Here is an 18222-nt window from a genome sequence, read left to right on the forward strand (position 1 = left end):
GAATTTATGCGAGCGGTTTTAATGGCGGGAGGCTCAGGCACTCGATTGCGTCCTTTAACCTGTGATTTACCAAAACCCATGGTACCAGTGTTAAACCGCCCCATTGCCGAGCATATTTTAAATTTACTCAAGCGTAACAGCATTACCGAAGTAATTGCCACCCTCCATTATCTCCCCGACGTAATGCGAGACTATTTCCAAGATGGTAGTGAATTTGGGGTACAGATGACCTATGCCGTAGAAGAAGAACAACCCCTAGGGACGGCAGGATGTGTTAAAAATTTAGAAGAATTATTACAGGATACATTTTTAGTCATTAGTGGAGACAGTATCACTGACTTTGATCTTCAAAAGGCGATCGCCTTTCACCGTGAAAAACAATCCAAAGCCACCCTCGTCCTCACCCGTGTACCAAACCCTATCGAATTTGGAGTAGTCATCACCGACAAAGAAGGTAAAATCCAAAGATTTCTCGAAAAACCCTCCAGTAGTGAAATATTCTCCGACACCGTTAACACCGGCACCTATATCCTCGAACCCGAAGTCCTCAAATATCTCCCCAAAAACGAAGAATCAGACTTCTCCCAAGACTTATTTCCCCTCCTCCTCGAAATCGGTGCGCCCATGTACGGATATGTAGCCGATGGTTATTGGTGCGATGTGGGCCACCTCGAAGCCTATCGGGAATCCCAGTACGATGCGATCGACAAAAAAGTATTAGTAGATTTTGCCTACCGTGAAATAGAATACGGCATCTGGATGGGAGAAAATACATATATAGATCCCACCGCCATCATCGAAGCCCCCGTCCTCATCGGTAACAACTGCCGTATCGGCGCCCGTACCAAAATAGAAGGAAGCACCGTCATCGGCGATAACGTCACCATAGGCAACGACGTAGAATTAAACCGCCCCATCATCGGTAACGGCGTCACCATCGGTGATGAATGTTCCCTCTCCGCCTGTGTAGTAGCACGGGGTACAAGAATGGATAGACGAGTACAAATATCCGAAGGAGTCGTAGTCGGTGCATTATGCAACATCGGTGAAGAATCCCAAATCAATATCGGAGTTAGAATTTGGCCCCAAAAAAGAATCGAATCAGGAGCAACCCTCAATATCAACCTAATTTGGGGTAATATAGCCCATCGTAACCTCTTTAGCCAACGGGGCGTAACCGGCCTTGCCAACATCGACATCACCCCAGAATTTGCCGTTAAACTAGGGGCTGCCTACGGCTCAATCCTTAAACATGGCTCATCGGTAGTGGTATCAAGGGATCAACGAAGCGTATCAAGGATGGTAAGTCGTTCTCTGATTGCAGGATTAATGTCCGTGGGTATTGACATTCAAAACCTTGAATCCACCGCCATTCCCATCTCCCGTACCATGACACCCAAATTAGGAGTCCAAGGGGGAGTCCATGTGCGCCTACACCCCGAGCGCCACGAAGATATGTTAATTGAATTTTTCGATGAAAAAGGTATTAATATTCCCAAACCCAAAGAAAAAAAAATCGAAGGAGCTTATTTCAAAGAAGACTTAAGAAGGGTACACAGTATCGACATTGGTGATATGTCTTACCCCTCCCAAATTATTGAAACCTATCGCAAAACCTTTGAGACACAACTAGATGTAGAAGCCATCCATAACAGTAACGCCAAAATTGTTATCGATTATGTATATTCAGTTTCAGGGGCAATATTACCCCAAATATTAGGAAAATTTGGCTGCGATGCCGTCGTATTAAATGCTAGTTTGCGACAAAGGGCTATTTCCACCGAAGAAAGGGAAGTTTTATTAATACAATTAGGTCATGTGGTAGAAGCCCTCAAAGCTAATTTTGGGGTACAGGTTTCCGCCAACGGAGAATTATTTATCTTAGTAGATGAATCAGGGTTACAAATTCGGGGAGAAGAATTAACCGCCCTAATGGTTAATACTATTCTCACAGCCAACCCCAGAGGTACTGTGGTAGTACCTGTTAATACATCCAGTGCAGTGGAACAAATTGCCCGTCGCCATGATGGCAGGGTAATTCGCACCAAAGCTAATCCCACCGCTTTAATGGAGGCTACCCAAAATAATCCCAATGTAGTGTTAGGGGGTAGCGGAGACATGGGATTTATTTTTCCCCATCTTCACCCCGGTTTTGATGCCATGTTTTCCATTGCCAAACTCATTGAAATGTTGACGGTGCAAGAGCGCTCTTTAACTCAGGTAAGAACAGAATTACCTAAAGTATGTCATAAATCCCAGTCTTTGCGTTGTCCTCTCAAGACTAAAGGTGCGCTGATGCGTTACTTGGTAGAAACCGAATCCCCTGAAAAGTTAGAATTAATTGACGGGGTGAAAATTATTGAGCCTCATTCTGATAATTGGGTTTTGATTCTACCTGATGCGGGGGAGTCTTTGGTTCATATTTATACCAATAGTGATAGCAAAGAATGGGCTGATAAGTATGCCCAGATTTATCGCTCGAAGATTCAAAAGTTTATTATTACTCAGCAGGTGAATGATTAATTTGGAACAACAGCAAATTGCTTACTAATAGAGAAAAATAGCTCCTGTAGGTTGTAAATTAAAAGTACGATTTCCCTTACTAATTTCCTCTATGACGCTCACTGTCAAATTAATAACATTATCCTCTGTCACTTCCACCGAATATTTAAGACTCATACGAGAAGCATTAGGATTATTCATATCAGGATATATCACCAAATAAATAGAATTTTCTGGATTTAAACTTCTAATAGTAGCAGTGTCATCAGGCCTTAAAACCGTAGGAGTAAGAGTTTCATCCGTAAAAGAATAATCAAGAAAAACCCCCGTTTTATTAATAATATTTAAACTAATGGGCTTTTCCATATTTACCCTTGCCACAGGTTGCCAGAAACCGGGTTGATAAGTTTCGGCAGGGGGATTATTGTTAGTTTCTGTTTGAGCGTTTATCCTTAAAGATGATAAAGCTAAATTGGTTGTAGTAAACAGTAAAGACGAAAAAATTAAGGATTTCCACATAAATTGATAATTTCCAAAGAATATTCTTTTACCCATCAATTTTAGATCAAATTTTTCATCAATACGGATTAATATAGCGATAAAATCACTCCCCTTGCAATCAATTACCTTTGTAAAGATCTAAACAATTGACAATTAACAATGGACAATTGACAATTAATAAACTGTTACCTGTAACCTGCAACCAGAAGCCTGAAACCTTACTCTAATTGATTTGTAAGTGATCATTCGGACTTGATACAATTAGTTAAAACGACAATCCCTTAACCATAACCTCACAGCCTCACCAACTACCCCTGAAGTAGTATCAACCACAGGGGAAACTAATCCATTATCCCCAACCTCACCAAATCTTGTTAACAACATCACCATATCCCAACCTCTATTTGTAGGGGTTAATAACAACCAATGATAATTATTTGTTTCTTCTAGCCTTGTATCACTCAAATACTGTCTTTCACGGGTAGTAAAAAAAATTTGTTCAATGTGAGATGAATTATTAGCCCCGTAACTTCTCTGCGACAAAGGTAGTTTTTCCATTTCCCATTGCCCTGCTGTAATGATATATATGGGCATAATTGGGGAGTTTGCCGCCCCCCGACGGGATTTTTGAATTACTCTATTGCCATAATCACTAATGTCATTTACTAATTTATCTGCTAATTCTGTTATTTCTTGATTACATTGGTTGTTTGATTTTTTTGTATTTTCTCCATAGCTTTTTTGGCTAAAAAGGGTAGTTATTATTAATATTAAACTAAAAATTATTTTATTCATAGGGGTTAGTAAAAGTGTGCTTTTTCAAATAAATTATAATAATATTATGCCAAATAAAATATTTACTATAAACTTGTTTATTAAGTCAATTAGAATGTATGATGACTAATCATTAAATAACTATCTAGTGAATGTTTATCTAGTATATTTATTAAAATAAAATTCAGTTTTATTAAACATATTTTGTTCAAATCCATTAGCTTACCTGCTTTTTTATAAATTAGTATAAATCAACAAAATAAAATCTAAATCTTTTGTCAATTAATAATTAATTTTTCCTAACACAATTCGGATGAAACCTACTGACTGTTATAATAAGGTGGTGTATATTGCAAATATCTAATTTCTTGATGATTCCTAACTCTGACTTTCTCCAACAGCTTAATTCTGCTCAACGTACAGCTGTAGAACACTTTAATGGCCCTCTGTTAGTAGTTGCAGGGGCAGGTTCAGGAAAAACGAGAGCTTTAACTTATCGTATCGCAAATTTAATCAAAACCCATCAAGTTTCCCCAGAAAATATCCTCGCTGTTACCTTTACCAATAAGGCAGCCAAAGAAATGAAGGAGAGGATTGAGGTAATTTTTGCCCAAGAAATGGCATATAGGAAGCATCAACAAAAGTTAGAATCTTTACCAGAATTAGAACAAAAAAATATTAGATCTAGGGTTTATCGTGGCACGATCAAACCCCTTTGGGTGGGTACATTTCACAGTCTTTGTGCGAGAATTTTACGCTTTGATATTAATAAATATCAGGATGAGAAAGGTAGAAAGTGGGAAAGGAATTTTACCATTCTTGATGAGTCTGATGTGCAGAGTTTGATTAAAAATATTGTTACGAAAAAGCTCAATTTGGATGATAAAAAGTTTGATCCAAAAAAAATGCGTTATGGTATTAGTAATGCTAAAAATTTGGGTTTTTCTCCTTCTCAATATGCCGTTGAAAGACCTGATTATCGGGGGCGAGTTTTGGCGGAAATTTACGAAGAATATCAAAATGAGTTAGCAAAAAATAATGCCCTTGATTTCGATGATTTATTGTTAATTCCTGTGCGTATTTTTCAGCAAAATGAATCAATTTTAGGTTATTGGCATCAACAATTTAGACATATTTTGGTGGATGAATATCAAGATACTAATCAAATTCAGTATCAATTAATTCAACTTTTAGCTACTAATAATGAACCGAATAAAACGGATTGGAATTGGCAAAATAGATCTATTTTTGTGGTAGGTGATGCGGATCAATCTATTTACTCTTTTCGCATGGCAGATTTTACAATTTTGCTAAATTTTCAGCAAGATTTTGGGGATGGTTTAGCTGATGATGATACTCGCACCATGGTTAAGTTGGAGGAAAATTATCGCTCTCGGGAAAATATTTTACAAGCGGCTAATTATTTGATTGAAAATAATAGTCAGAGGATTGATAAGGTGTTACGGGCAACCCGTGGGGAGGGGGAAGCTATCTATTGTTATCGGGGAAATAATGAGAGGGAGGAGGCTTCTTTTGTGGTGCGAAAAATTGAAAGTATGGTCAAACAAAATCCTAGTTTGGATTGGGGTAAGTTTGCTATTTTATATCGTATTAATTCTCAATCGAGGGCGTTTGAGGATGAGTTAATTAGGCGTAATATTCCTTATAATATTGTGGGGGGTTTTAAGTTTTATGAAAGAAGAGAAATTAAGGATGCTTTGGCATATTTAAAGTTGATTGTTAATCCTGCGGATACGGTGAGTTTATTGAGGGTTATTAATACTCCGAAAAGGGGCATCGGTAAGACTACTACGGAAAATTTAATTACGGCTTCTCAGGAGTTAAATGTGCCTCTTTGGGAAATAATTAGCGATCAAACTTCGGTAAATGCGATCGCAGGTAGGGCTTCTAAAAGAATTACTCAGTTTGCTAATTTAATTAGCGATTGTCAAGAAAGGGTGAAGGATACCCCTGCGGTGCAGATTTTGGAGCAGGTGTTAGAGATTTCGGGTTATTTGGATGATTTGAAGCAACAAGGCACAGATGAGGCGGAAAATAGACAGGAAAACCTTAATGAGTTATTGAATGCCATGATGCAATTTCAGGAGGATAACGAGGATAGCAGTTTAGAAGGTTTTTTGAGTAGTGCTTCTTTGGCTTCTGATTTAGATAATTTGGATGAGGGAGATTCGGCGGTTTCTCTGATGACGTTGCATTCAGCTAAGGGTTTGGAATTTCCTGTGGTGTTTTTGGTGGGTTTTGAGCAGGGTTTGTTACCCCATAATCGTAGTTTAAATGATCCTTTGGATTTGGAGGAAGAAAGACGTTTATGTTATGTGGGTATTACAAGGGCAAAAGAACAGTTGTTCCTTACCCATGCCCGGGAGCGTTATTCTTGGGGTAGTGTGGATTATTGTGCGCCTTCGCAGTTTTTAGGGGAGTTGCCACAGGATTTGATTTCTACTAATTTAACTCCTAGTTATGCGGTGGGTAATATCATTACTGAGGAGAAGGAGGAAAAACCAAAGTCTTCTCAAAACTGGCAGGAGGGCGATCGCCTGTATCACCCCACATTTGGCACGGGTGTTGTCACCCATATTTTAGGATTGGGCAAAAAACATACTATCGTGGTTAACTTTGAAGTGGGAAGAAAGATAATTAATCCTAGCCATACTAAGGTATCTAAGTTAACTTAAGTGGGGGATAACATGGCTCAACGGCAGTGAATTATAAAACTGCATTACGATCTAAGACAAGTAAGTTTCTCAATTGATCGCTATCCAAATCCGTTAACCAGTCTTCACCGCTATTGATGGTTTGTTCTGCCAATTGTTTCTTACTCTCAAGAATATCGTTAATTTTTTCCTCCAATGTACCACTACAGATAAATTTGTGAACCTGTACATTTTGGGTTTGCCCGATACGAAAAGCCCTATCGGTGGCTTGATTTTCTACCGCAGGATTCCACCATCTATCGAAGTGGAAAACGTGATTAGCTTTGGTGAGGTTTAAGCCTGTTCCCCCCGCTTTGAGGGATAGAATGAAGATAGGAGGGCCTTGGGGGTCATTTTGGAAACGATCTACCATTTCCTGACGTTTTTCCATTTTGGTACTACCTGATAAAAACATCACATCTACCCCTAATTTTTTCTCAAGGTAGGGTTGCAGTAGATTTCCCCATTCAGTAAATTGGGTAAAGATTAAAGTGCGATCGCCTTCAGCCACAATTTCTTCGAGCATCTCTTCTAACCGTAACAATTTCCCAGAACGTGGTTCAAAATCAAGGCGATTTTCTTTCAAGAAATGGGCAGGATGGTTACACACCTGTTTTAACTTCATCAACAAAGTTAACACCAAACCATGGCGCTGGATGCCCTTACTATCATTAATTTTCTCTAGGGAATCATCCACCAGACTTTGATATAAGTGCGCCTGTTCGGGGGATAAACCACAATAAACATTCATCTCCTGCTTTTCGGGTAAATCTTGAATAATATTTTTATCCGTTTTCAAACGCCTTAGGATAAACGGCTGAACCAAAGAACGTAAAGTTTTCAAAGAATCTTGATCGCCATACTTCTCGATGGGTAAAGTAAAACGCCGTTGGAAAAACTGCTGAGTGCCTAAATAACCAGGGTTCAAAAACTCCAAAATTGACCATAATTCCGATAAACGATTTTCCACAGGAGTACCCGTTAAAGCGATACGAAAATCACCATCTAACTGTCGGATAGCTTGAGTTTGCTTCGCTTGGGGATTCTTAATATTTTGAGCCTCATCCAAAATCACCCCTTGCCAATCAACCCCCTTGAGGGCATCTAAATCACGAAATACGAGGGCATAACTGGTGATCATCACATCCTGCTTACTCGCTTCCTTGGCGAAGGTTTTACCCTTTTTCCGTTGTTCTCCGTGGTGAATTAATGCCTTGAGACTAGGGGCAAATTTCTGGATTTCCCGCGCCCAGTTATTCATCACCGAAGTAGGACAAATAATAATGCAAGGCTTAGTTAATAGTTTATCCTGCTTCAGACGTAGCAAAAAGGCGATCAATTGAATGGTTTTACCCAAACCCATATCATCGGCTAAACAAGCCCCTAAGTTCCATTTTTCGAGGAAATATAACCAACTAAAACCGGCTTTTTGATATTCCCGTAAATCCCCTTTAAAGGTTTTGGGAGTGGGTAGAATTTTGATTTTTTGATAGTCATGGACACTGTTAATTAATTCCGAGAGCGCCCCACTACTTTCAAAGGATACGACAGGTAATTTGGCGATGGTTTCTCCGTTTCCTCCGCTCAACCGCAGGGCATCTTCTACGGTTAAGTTAATGTTACTATTGGCTTGGTCTAAAATATCTTGGGCGGCTTTCACATCGGCAGGTTGCAAAGCTAACCATTGTCCATCTACTTCCACGATGGGGGATTTTTGGGCTAAGAGGTTTTGAAATTCTTTGTTAGTTAATACTTTATCCCCCACGGCAACTTTGAGATTATAATTCAATAGGCTATTGAGGTTTAACCGCTCTCCTTTTTTCAGGTTTACCTTAGCTTCTATTTTTACCCCCAAGCGTTTTTCTCCTGCACCTTCGGCGAGTCCATCGGGTAAGATAACCCCCAAACCGTTATCCTGTAATTGCCAGACGGAACTACGGATGAATTGATAGGCATCGATGGCATTTAATTGGCAACTATTGGGCATGGACTCCTCCAAACTCGTGGCAATATGGGGATATATCTTCGCCGCCAAACCTAAACCTTTTAAGAGGATTTCTTGGGGATTTTCTATGGTGCGATCGTCAATTTCCAATTCGGGGTGGGAATGTTGCCAAATTTGCTCGGAAGGTACAAGAAAATCGGGATTATCAATGGCTTGTAAATAATAATCCAATTTCCAATTATCATAGTTATTTTCTGAACCTGCGGGGGGAGTTAATTTAAAACAGATACGATATTGTTTTTTGGAAAGTTGAAAATCAGAGGTGATTAAATTGTCTTGAATGGGTAATGTCCAATGATCAAAGGCCATCTTTAACCGTTTACTTTCTGTAGATGGCAAATCACAATAATTTATATCAGTTTTTACAAGGGAATTTACCCATGGTTCAACGGTTAAATCCGTACCAGATAGATTAGGTTCTTCTAATAATTCTCTAATTTGTAAATCAACAATGTTGGTTAAAAAGTCTAAAATTAATTCTTGAGGATCAATGGTGGGTGATTCTTCTGATTCTACATAACACCTACACAAAGAGGGCATAGTTTGTACAAATTTGGTCAGCCTAACTTGGTCAATATTACTATCTAATAAAGGTTGCCAAAAACTCTTGTTATGGTCATCAATGGTAGGTAGAAATTTTTGACGACAAATTAAGTCTAAACTCCAACGATATACATGACTCCAAAATCTCAAATCTGAGCCGATATAGTCTTCATTGTTGAGGGGAATTTTTCTTAAAAAGTTGATGGTTTCAATGAAGTTAAGTTTGATTCCTTCTACTTTCCAAGGATATAAAATAACGGTACTTAATTTGTTTTCAATCGCCACAAATTGTTCATATAGAAGCGGTACAACTGTTTTTGATCTGGGTTTTTTTTGAACGGGGAATAAAACTAATTCTTTATTTTTTATCTTGTCTAATTTTAAAGATTTATGATCTTTTGAATCAATGATTAATTGATATTTTTCAAGGGTAGAGATAAGATTGTCTAAGGAATCACTTTGGAAAGGATAATTATAAATATCTCTGGTTTGTAAATCGTATTTTTCTGTGCCTAATTGTTTCCATTCTTCACTCCAAATAAAAAAATATTTGAAATGATTTTTGACAATAAAACTACCACGCAAAATTGACATATTATTTCAGTTTTTTTAAAAAATATATATTAACCAAGAATACCTTTTCAAGATGAGATAGCGAGGCATAATCTGGGTTATTTAAGTCGCAAAAAATAAGATTTTAGCTAGATTTTTAGTTATGATGGATATAGTTATTTTTTATAGGTAGAAGTATAATTATAAAATAAAACTATACTATGTCATGGTGGGATATTAATAGTTAACTTCCCTGATCTTATGCCTTATGATGTATTAATATCAGGCTCGGTGAATACTTACACTGTATGATTTAATACGTTTGGTAAGATGTTTTGCCATGAAATTTCATCTTACCATCATTGAGGATCATTGATCACTCCTGTTTTATGGACTTATTTTTAGTTACGATAGAAAACCATTGGTAGTTATAAAAAAAAGGGTGATGGCATCATAAAAATTGATACTTCTAACCTTTTTGATGGTAATTTTCCGAAATAATAACCAGTGTTACTGAGTAAATTTTATTCTAAATCATGACCTCAAAATCATCTAATAGCCCTCTTTCAAGACTTTTAGAATATTCTCCTAAATACCGTGGTTTAATTTATCGGGCGGTGAGTTGTTCGGTATTAAACAAGTTGTTTGATTTGGCGCCCCCTGTGTTAATTGGTGCGGCGGTGGATGTGGTGGTTCAAAGGGATGAAAGTGCGATCGCCCGATTCGGTTTTGAGAGCGTCTTTTCTCAGTTGTTGGTATTAACGGTGTTATCGGTAATCATTTGGACGTTAGAATCTTTGTTTGAATATGCCTACGAGCGTTTATGGCGCAATTTAGCCCAAAATATCCAACATGATTTGAGGCTGGATGCTTATAGTCATATCCAAAGTTTGGAATTAGAATATTTTGAAAATAAAAGCACTGGTCGTTTATTATCGGTATTGAATGATGATATTAACCAGTTAGAAAGATTTTTGGATGTGGGCGCCAATGAAATTTTACAGGTGCTTACTACCGTAATTATCATCGGTTTAGCCTTTTTTATTCTTACTCCTACCACCGCTTGGATGGCCGTTGTACCCATTCCCGTGATCATTTGGGGGGCGATCGCCTTTCAGAAGTTTCTCGAGCCTCTATACGGTGATGTAAGGGAAAAAGTAAGCCTTTTAAATGGTCGTTTGAGCAATAATCTGAGCGGTATTACCACCATCAAAAGTTTTACCACCGAAACCTATGAAATTGAGAGGATAAAAGCCGACAGTGAAGCCTATCGTCGCAGTAATCAAAGGGCGATCGCCTATAGTGCCGCTTTTGTACCCCTAATTCGTTTTGTAATCTTGGTTGGCTTTACCAGCATCCTTTTATTTGGAGGCTTACAGGTAGAAGAAGGTACACTGGCCGTGGGTACTTATAGTGTACTGGTATTTATGACCCAACGGCTATTATGGCCCCTTACCCGTCTTGGGCAAACCCTCGATTTATATCAAAGGGCAATGGCTTCCACCACTAGGGTAATGGCATTGTTAGACACTCCTATTCAGATTCACTCTGGGGATACTCCTTTATCCCTTACGGATACCCAAGGGGATATTTACTTAAAGGATGTTACCTTTTCCTATTTTGAAAGAGAACCTGTGTTAAAAAACCTTAATCTTCATATTGAGGCAGGAAAAACCACCGCCATTGTTGGCTCAACAGGTTCGGGAAAAAGTACCATTATTAAGCTACTCCTCCGACTCTATGAAATTAATTCGGGGATAATTACCCTCGATGGCACTAATATCCAAGATATTGTCCTTTACGACTTGCGCAAAGCCATGGGCTTAGTAAGTCAAGAGGTGTTTTTATTCCATGGTAGCGTTAGGGAAAATATTGCCTACGGTAGCCCCAACGCCACAGAAGATGATGTTATTTCTGCCGCCAAAATAGCCGAAGCCCACCAGTTTATTATGGAATTACCCCAAGGATACGATACCGTAGTGGGTGAAAGGGGACAAAAATTATCAGGAGGACAAAGACAAAGATTATCTATTGCTCGGGCAATTTTGAAAAATCCCCCTATTCTTATCCTTGATGAGGCAACCTCCGCCGTTGACAATGAAACAGAAGCTGCGATCGCCCGTTCCCTACAATATATTACCAAAGATCGTACCACCATCATGATCGCCCATCGTCTTTCCACTATTCGCCATGCCGACTGTATTTACGTTATGGAAAAAGGAAAAATTATCGAACAGGGTAAACATGAAGAATTAATCGCCCATAATGGTATTTATCAAAGTCTATGGCAAGTGCAAACAGGGGAAACAGTAAATTGTTAAGGTGCGCTGTCACAAATTAGGGTAAGGTTGCAGGTATTAAGGAGATGAGGGGTATGGGGGATAAGGAGATAGGGAGTAACGGTGATGATAGTTCAATTTATTGAACGAACTACCATTAGCCTTGTAATTCATTACACGGTGGAGCTGTGAAGGTACAATCTATTTATGAATTATCCAAACTTGATATAATTCACTACAAGGGGAGTGATGATATATTTTCTGGTATTCTTAACCATATTTAACAATATTTTACCCATCCCTAAAAATCTAATGATCCTCAAAACTAGAATCATTCAACCAATCCTGGTGATTCTCATCTCCATTACTATTTCTTGTCTATTACTAATGTGGCGTATTCCAGGCATGGAATTAGTGGGAGTTACCCCCAATTGGCTACTAATTTGGTTGGTAGTGTGGAGCGTCAAAAGAAATCTATGGCAAAGTATGGTAGCCGCTGTTTCCCTGGGTTTGATTTGGGATAGTATCAGTGGAGATTTTCCCACCCATGTTTTAGGATTAGCAGTGATAGCCCTTTTGACGAGTAATGTTTATCAGGGGGAATATATCAAAGAAGACGTTATCTCTATTGTGGTAATTGTCTTTGGTATGGTTATTATCAGTGATACTGTTACCGCCCTACAATATAGTTTACAAACGAATCTTCCTTTGAGGGATATTTGGTTAAAATACCAACAGCATTCCCTTGCTTCGGCAATTATTAGTAGTTTATGGACACCCTTACTTTATTATCCTTTCAATCATTTTATTAATCCCTCTAAAAAATCTCGTCGTCCCTGAAACCTCACTCTAATTTATAACTGATCAAGGGTAATTGATATTATCGAAAAATTGATAAGGTTTGTTTCACTTAAGAACATATAATATGAATAGCTTCTGGTAATTTATCATAAAGTCAAAAATGCTCAACTCCGTTTTTAAAAGTTGTTATCCTAGATTAGAAATATTATCAGGAAACTTACAACTAGATCTTTTTGCCGCCAAATTAAAATCGGTAGTTGAAAACAAAGCCCCTCAAGTTTATCAAAATCCAGACTTATTTTTTGCCAATACTTTCCCCACTGATGGCATAAAAACCCTCATTAGAGAAGTATTTACCCGTCTAAGTGGTAAAGGTAGCGGTTCACCTATTCTACGCCTCGAAACCAGCTTTGGGGGCGGTAAAACCCATGATGAGATAGCGATTTGGCATATTGCTAAATCTGGGCGTACCATTCAAGGTTTAGAGAGATTTACGGATTTAGATATTATTCCTACTCAACCGATTCAAGTAGCCGCCATTGATGGGAGAGATTTGGATGCAGAAAATGGGGTAATTCATCAAGACACAGGGGTAACGACTTATACTTTGTGGGGTGAAATTGCCTATCAGATAGGGGGAGTAGAAGGTTATCAATTATTGCAAAAGAGCGATCGCACCTTATTAAGCCCCGGTACATCAGTGATGGAAGCCTTAATAAAAGATAAACCGACGGTAATCATGCTAGATGAAATTGCCCGTTATCTAAGCATGGCAAGGGGGAAAAAAGTAGAAGATAGTAACCTAGGAAAACAGGTAGTTAGTTTCCTATTTTCGTTAATGGATTTAGCATCTGCCACCAATAACCTAGTCTTAGTGTATTCCCTAGCCTCTAGTAGTGATACCTTTGCCGAGGAAACCAACGAATTAAAAGAATTATTGAGCGCCTCCGCCCGTCAAGAAAGAATTTTAACCCCTAGCACCGATGTAGAAATATATAATATTGTTAAACAAAGACTTTTCGACTCCGTAGATGAAGAAGCAGGGAAAAAAGTAGCTTCGGCTTATCTGCAAATGTATAAAACAGCGCCCCTTAATTTGCCCGATAGTTGTAAAGATGCTACCTATGCCGAAGCCATTGCCCAAAGTTATCCCTTCCATCCCGAATTATTTAATCTCCTTACCAAAAAAATCGCCACCATCGATGAATTTCAACGTACCAGGGGCGCTCTACGCCTACTAGCCCAACTGGTGCGTTATGTGTGGAATAATCATCATAAAAATGATGAAGATAACCCAGAAAACAATCTGCCCTTGATTCATACCCACCACATACCCATGGGTAAAGAAGAAAATATCACCAACGAATTAACCTCCAAAATTCAAAGAAACACCATGCGCCCTGCCATTAACGCAGATATTTTTAACCCCACAGGCAGAAAAGCCTACGCCCAACAACAGGATGAGCAATGGTTAATAGCGGGGAAACCTCCCTTTACCTCCTATGTAGCCAGAACTATTTTTCTTCATTCCCTTAACTATGGTATCAGTGCCGGGATTCGTCAAGCTGAGTTGAATTTATCCCTTCTCACTCCGAAAGTTGAATTAAATTTTGTTGATAACACCCTAGAAAAATTACAAACCGTGGCATGGTATTTGGATGTTGACCCTATTACTACCATAGCAAGATTTAAAGAAGAACCCTCCATCAATAAAATTATCACAGAAGAAAAAGAGCAGATAGGCAGGGGAGAAGCAAAAGAAGAATTACGCAAACGCCGAGATACTATCTTTGCCAAAAAGTTTTTTACCCCCATCAGCGCCCCCAACAACCCCGTTGATGTGGACGATCGCCCCGATGATGTGGTATTGTGTCTTATGGATTTTGATGACATTACCATCGCCGAATCGACGGAATTTGCCCCTTCTTCGTTAGTTGATATTCTCAATAAGACGGGAGAATCAGGACGTTTTCGTATTTATCGTAACCGTATTTTGTTCTTGGTTGCCAATAAAGGAGAGTTGGAAAAAGCCATAGACGTGACGAAGGAATATAAAGCCATCCAAAGCATCCTCAAATCCCAGACAAGGCTAGAAGACTTATCCCAAACCCAACAAAAACAACTCAAACAAAGGGGCGCTGACAAAGAATTAGGAGTCAGACAAGGTATTTCTAACGCCTATCGTCACCTATTCTATCCCGACTTTGACCCAATCAAAGCTCCTGAAGGCTTAAAACATTTCATTTTATCTCCCCAAGATGCCAACACCGTCAAAGGTAAAAATAATCAACAGGATATTATCTTAAAAGCGCTCAAAGACTGTCAAAAAATTCGGGGAGATGAACCCCTTAAACCCTATGCCCCAGCTTATATCCAACAAAAAGTATGGCCAGCAGGGTTGGATAATATTACCACCAAAGCCATCAAAGAAACCTTTGTTAAGGATTTGGGTTTAAAATTTTTATTAGATCAAGAAATCTCCCTCTTTCGGGATACCATTCGCCAAGGGTTGGTTGATGGTATTTGGGATTTGGAGGTTAACTCACCAGACAAAAAGACAACCTATATTAAAACCGATACTCCTTTAAGCAATCTTCCCCCCCTCATCGAGTTTTCCGACAAATATATTCTTTATCGTCGGGGTATTTTACAACCGCCCCAGCCCAAGATAATTGAACTTTCTGGGCAAGTTATTAACCCTGAAACAAAAGAGGTTAGGGTGCGCTGGAAAGCTAATAATGCCTTAGCAGTTACTTTATATCAGGATAATAGTCTAGTGGGTGATAACTTCCGTTATAGCGATGAATATGCCACCACCATTGAGAAGTTAACCGTCTTTAAAGTAGTGGCTAATTATGGTGATGGTGAAACGGCTACCCAAGAAATTACCATGGATTTAGTTACTTCTAGGATGAAGGAAAAAACAGGTAATTATGTGGTTGATAATAATGATCTTTTTAAGATTATTAAACCTACTGAAATTGTCAAAGATGGTACTATTAATGGTACTTTTAATTATTTAAAAGATGAATGTTTAGATAATAAAATCAAGGGAATTTCTAGCATTATTTTTACTGTGGATAATGTGATGGATTATCGTAAAATTAATACGGCTTTACCTTTGTTAAATAGACCTCAATTATGGTCAATAAAAATAGATCAAAGTATTACAATTCAAGCCCCAGAACAGTTTTTACGCCTAGAATATCAGGGAGAGGTTAATAATTTTAGAACTTTGTTTAATACTGTTAATAGTTTACTAAATATTCCTAATAATGAGGCAATAATATCGTTAACTATTACCCTTGATTTTGTTAATCCTATCGTACCTGATGGTACGGAATTTAATATGATTTTTGATCATTTGAAGCGTAATCCTGTGGATAGATTGAGTTTAAGGGCGATGTTAGTTAATGATGAGAAAACATCTCCATAATGCGTGGTGTAATAGATTGTTGGTTATGTTTTCATCCTAAAAAACAAATATCGAGTTTAATTCATTAAACGAAAAATCCGTAGCCTCGGAATTTATTGCGAGGCGATATATGACGATAACCCATAACGTTATAAATCATTGAGGTGTATTCCCATCACCCATCGTGTAATAAATTGTTGGATTATCATCATCCCCCACCATGAAATAAATTTCATGGCTAATAATTTTACGTTCAATAAATTGAACTAAGATAATCATAAAACCCCAGCGCACCTTACACCCCACAAAAATATCGAGTTTAATTCATTAAACGAAAAATCCGTAGCCTCGGAATTCATTACGAGGCGATATATGACGATAGTCGATTTAATTATCATCATCCCCCACCATGAAATAAATTTCATGGCTAATGGTTTCACGTTCAATAAATTGAACTAGAATAATCTTAAAAATTAATCTTTTCTAACTCATTAATAATTGTGTTATCCCGATGATGTTGTTTTTGGTTTTTTATATAATCAATTACCATGGGTAAACCTCTTTTTCCCACCGTGAAAATGCCGTAGCCATTCTGCCAATAGAAAGCATTATTATCTATTTTGCCAACGAAATTAGAACTACTACCCTTAATTTTTCTTACATATTCAGATACTGCCATATTTGGAGGAATTGAGACTAATAAATGAATATGATTTGGCATACTATTAATACCATGAACGATACAACTAAATTCCTTTGACTTATTAACAATATATTTATGTAATCTTTCTTCTATGGAGAAATTAATCAGGGGTAATCTTTCCTTTGTTGCCCATACGATGTGATAATATAATTGCCAGTATGCCATTGATATTATTATTAATTAATATTGATTCTTTGTCGTATTTTAAGCTCAATAAGCAATAAAAAATGATAGAGTTTAATTCATTAAACGGAAAACCCGTAGCCTCGGAATTCATTACGAGGCGATATTAAACGATAACCCATAACGTTATAAATCATTGAGGTGTATTCCCATCACCCATCGTGTAATAAATTGTTGGATTATTATCATCCCCCACCATGAAATAAATTTCATGGCTAATGGTTTCACGTTTAATAAATTGAACTAAGATAATCATAAAACCCCCAGCGCACCTTACACCCCACCAAAAAATATCGAGTTTAATTCATTAAACGAAAAATCCCGTAGCCTCGGAATTCATTACGAGGCGATATATGACGATAGTCGATTTAATTATCATCATCCCCCACCATGAAATAAATTTCATGGCTAATAATTTCACGTTCAATAAATTGAACTAAGACTACCATAAAACCCCCAGCGCCCTTACACCCCACAAAAAATTATAGAGTTTAATTCATTAAACGAAAAATCCCGTAGCCTCGGAATTTATTACGAGGCGATATATGACGATAGTCGATTTAATTATCATCATCCCCCACCATGAAATAAATTTCATGGCTAATAATTTCACGTTCAATAAATTGAACTAAGACTACCATAAAACCCCCAGCGCCCTTACACCCCACAAAAAATTATAGAGTTTAATTCATTAAACGAAAAATCCCGTAGCCTCGGAATTCATTACGAGGCGATATTAAACGATAACCCATAACGTTATAAATCATTGAGGTGTATTCCCATCACCCATCGTGTAATAAATTGTTGGATTATCATCATCCCCCACCATGAAATAAATTTCATGGCTAATAATTTCACGTTCAATAAATTGAACTAAGACTATCATAAAACCCCCAGCGCCCTTCACCCCACCAAAAAATATCGAGTTTAATTCATTAAACGAAAAATCCCGTAGCCTCGGAATTTATTACGAGGCGATATATGACGATAGTCGATTATTACCATAAAACCCCAGCGCCCTTCACCCCACCAAAAAATATCGAGTTTAATTCATTAAACGAAAAAACCCGTAGCCTCGGAATTTATTACGAGGCGATATATGACGATAGTCGATTATTACCATAAAACCCCCAGCGCACCTTACACCCACCAAAAAAATATCGAGTTTAATTCATTAAACGAAAAATCCGTAGCCTCGGAATTTATTACGAGGCGATATTAAACAATAACCCATCATTCATTACGAGGTT

10 protein-coding genes are annotated in these 18222 nt (G+C 37.9%); 6 read left to right on the top strand and 4 right to left on the bottom strand.

Annotated features, from left to right (window positions below):
- Positions 1–6 precede the first annotated feature (6 nt).
- Positions 7–2523, top strand: a complete 2517-nt coding sequence (locus tag IQ215_RS01520; protein WP_193799558.1) for a mannose-1-phosphate guanyltransferase — start codon at positions 7–9, stop codon at positions 2521–2523.
- A 24-nt stretch (positions 2524–2547) separates the two neighbouring features.
- Here the strand turns inward: IQ215_RS01520 and IQ215_RS01525 are convergent, their stop codons facing one another.
- Together IQ215_RS01525 and IQ215_RS01530 are read right to left on the bottom strand one after the other, a co-directional pair.
- A complete protein-coding gene (locus IQ215_RS01525) occupies positions 2548–3021 on the bottom strand; it encodes a hypothetical protein (protein WP_193799559.1) in 474 nt (157 codons plus the stop codon).
- A gap of 243 nt (positions 3022–3264) precedes the next feature.
- Complete coding sequence (locus IQ215_RS01530) at positions 3265–3798, bottom strand: hypothetical protein (RefSeq protein WP_193799560.1); 534 nt, start codon at positions 3796–3798, stop codon at positions 3265–3267.
- A gap of 350 nt (positions 3799–4148) precedes the next feature.
- Between IQ215_RS01530 and pcrA the strand changes: the two genes are divergently transcribed.
- Complete coding sequence (gene pcrA, locus IQ215_RS01535; protein WP_193799561.1) at positions 4149–6473, top strand: DNA helicase PcrA; 2325 nt, start codon at positions 4149–4151, stop codon at positions 6471–6473.
- Positions 6474–6504: 31 nt separating this feature from the next.
- On the opposite strand, the gene IQ215_RS01540 is transcribed toward pcrA, so the two are convergent.
- Positions 6505–9633 carry a DEAD/DEAH box helicase gene (locus tag IQ215_RS01540; protein ID WP_193799562.1) on the bottom strand — a complete coding sequence of 1043 codons (3129 nt, stop codon included), beginning with the start codon at positions 9631–9633 and terminating at the stop codon, positions 6505–6507.
- A 494-nt stretch (positions 9634–10127) separates the two neighbouring features.
- Here IQ215_RS01540 and IQ215_RS01545 point away from each other — a divergent pair, with 494 nt between their 5' ends.
- From IQ215_RS01545 to IQ215_RS01555, 3 genes are all read left to right on the top strand, one after another.
- Positions 10128–11912, top strand: a complete 1785-nt coding sequence (locus IQ215_RS01545) for an ABC transporter ATP-binding protein (RefSeq protein ID WP_193799563.1) — start codon at positions 10128–10130, stop codon at positions 11910–11912.
- Positions 11913–12182: 270 nt separating this feature from the next.
- Positions 12183–12710: a rod shape-determining protein MreD gene (gene mreD / locus IQ215_RS01550; RefSeq protein WP_193799564.1), complete on the top strand. Its 528-nt coding sequence runs from the start codon at positions 12183–12185 to the stop codon at positions 12708–12710.
- A gap of 121 nt (positions 12711–12831) precedes the next feature.
- Entirely contained in the window at positions 12832–16107 is a 3276-nt protein-coding gene (locus IQ215_RS01555; RefSeq protein WP_193799565.1) for an ATP-binding protein, read from the top strand.
- A gap of 445 nt (positions 16108–16552) precedes the next feature.
- On the opposite strand, the gene tnpA is transcribed toward IQ215_RS01555, so the two are convergent.
- On the bottom strand, positions 16553–16954 hold the full coding sequence (gene tnpA, locus IQ215_RS01560) for an IS200/IS605 family transposase (protein ID WP_193799566.1): 402 nt from the start codon (positions 16952–16954) through the stop codon (positions 16553–16555).
- A gap of 999 nt (positions 16955–17953) precedes the next feature.
- Between tnpA and IQ215_RS01565 the strand changes: the two genes are divergently transcribed.
- Positions 17954–18097 carry a hypothetical protein gene (locus tag IQ215_RS01565; protein ID WP_193799567.1) on the top strand — a complete coding sequence of 48 codons (144 nt, stop codon included), beginning with the start codon at positions 17954–17956 and terminating at the stop codon, positions 18095–18097.
- Positions 18098–18222: the final 125 nt, after the last annotated feature.

The sequence above is a fragment of the Cyanobacterium stanieri LEGE 03274 genome, assembly GCF_015207825.1.
In the GTDB taxonomy this organism is placed as follows: Bacteria; Cyanobacteriota; Cyanobacteriia; order Cyanobacteriales; family Cyanobacteriaceae; genus Cyanobacterium; species Cyanobacterium stanieri_B.

What these genes read in the sequence shown, in the direction of transcription:
- IQ215_RS01520 (WP_193799558.1), top strand. Translation starts at nt 7, where the DNA reads ATGCGAGCGGTTTTAATGGCGGGAGGCTCAGGCACTCGATTGCGTCCT.
- IQ215_RS01525 (WP_193799559.1), bottom strand. Translation starts at nt 3,021, where the DNA reads ATGTGGAAATCCTTAATTTTTTCGTCTTTACTGTTTACTACAACCAAT.
- IQ215_RS01530 (WP_193799560.1), bottom strand. Translation starts at nt 3,798, where the DNA reads ATGAATAAAATAATTTTTAGTTTAATATTAATAATAACTACCCTTTTT.
- pcrA (WP_193799561.1), top strand. Translation starts at nt 4,149, where the DNA reads ATGATTCCTAACTCTGACTTTCTCCAACAGCTTAATTCTGCTCAACGT.
- IQ215_RS01540 (WP_193799562.1), bottom strand. Translation starts at nt 9,633, where the DNA reads ATGTCAATTTTGCGTGGTAGTTTTATTGTCAAAAATCATTTCAAATAT.
- IQ215_RS01545 (WP_193799563.1), top strand. Translation starts at nt 10,128, where the DNA reads ATGACCTCAAAATCATCTAATAGCCCTCTTTCAAGACTTTTAGAATAT.
- mreD (WP_193799564.1), top strand. Translation starts at nt 12,183, where the DNA reads ATGATCCTCAAAACTAGAATCATTCAACCAATCCTGGTGATTCTCATC.
- IQ215_RS01555 (WP_193799565.1), top strand. Translation starts at nt 12,832, where the DNA reads ATGCTCAACTCCGTTTTTAAAAGTTGTTATCCTAGATTAGAAATATTA.
- tnpA (WP_193799566.1), bottom strand. Translation starts at nt 16,954, where the DNA reads ATGGCATACTGGCAATTATATTATCACATCGTATGGGCAACAAAGGAA.
- IQ215_RS01565 (WP_193799567.1), top strand. Translation starts at nt 17,954, where the DNA reads ATGACGATAGTCGATTATTACCATAAAACCCCAGCGCCCTTCACCCCA.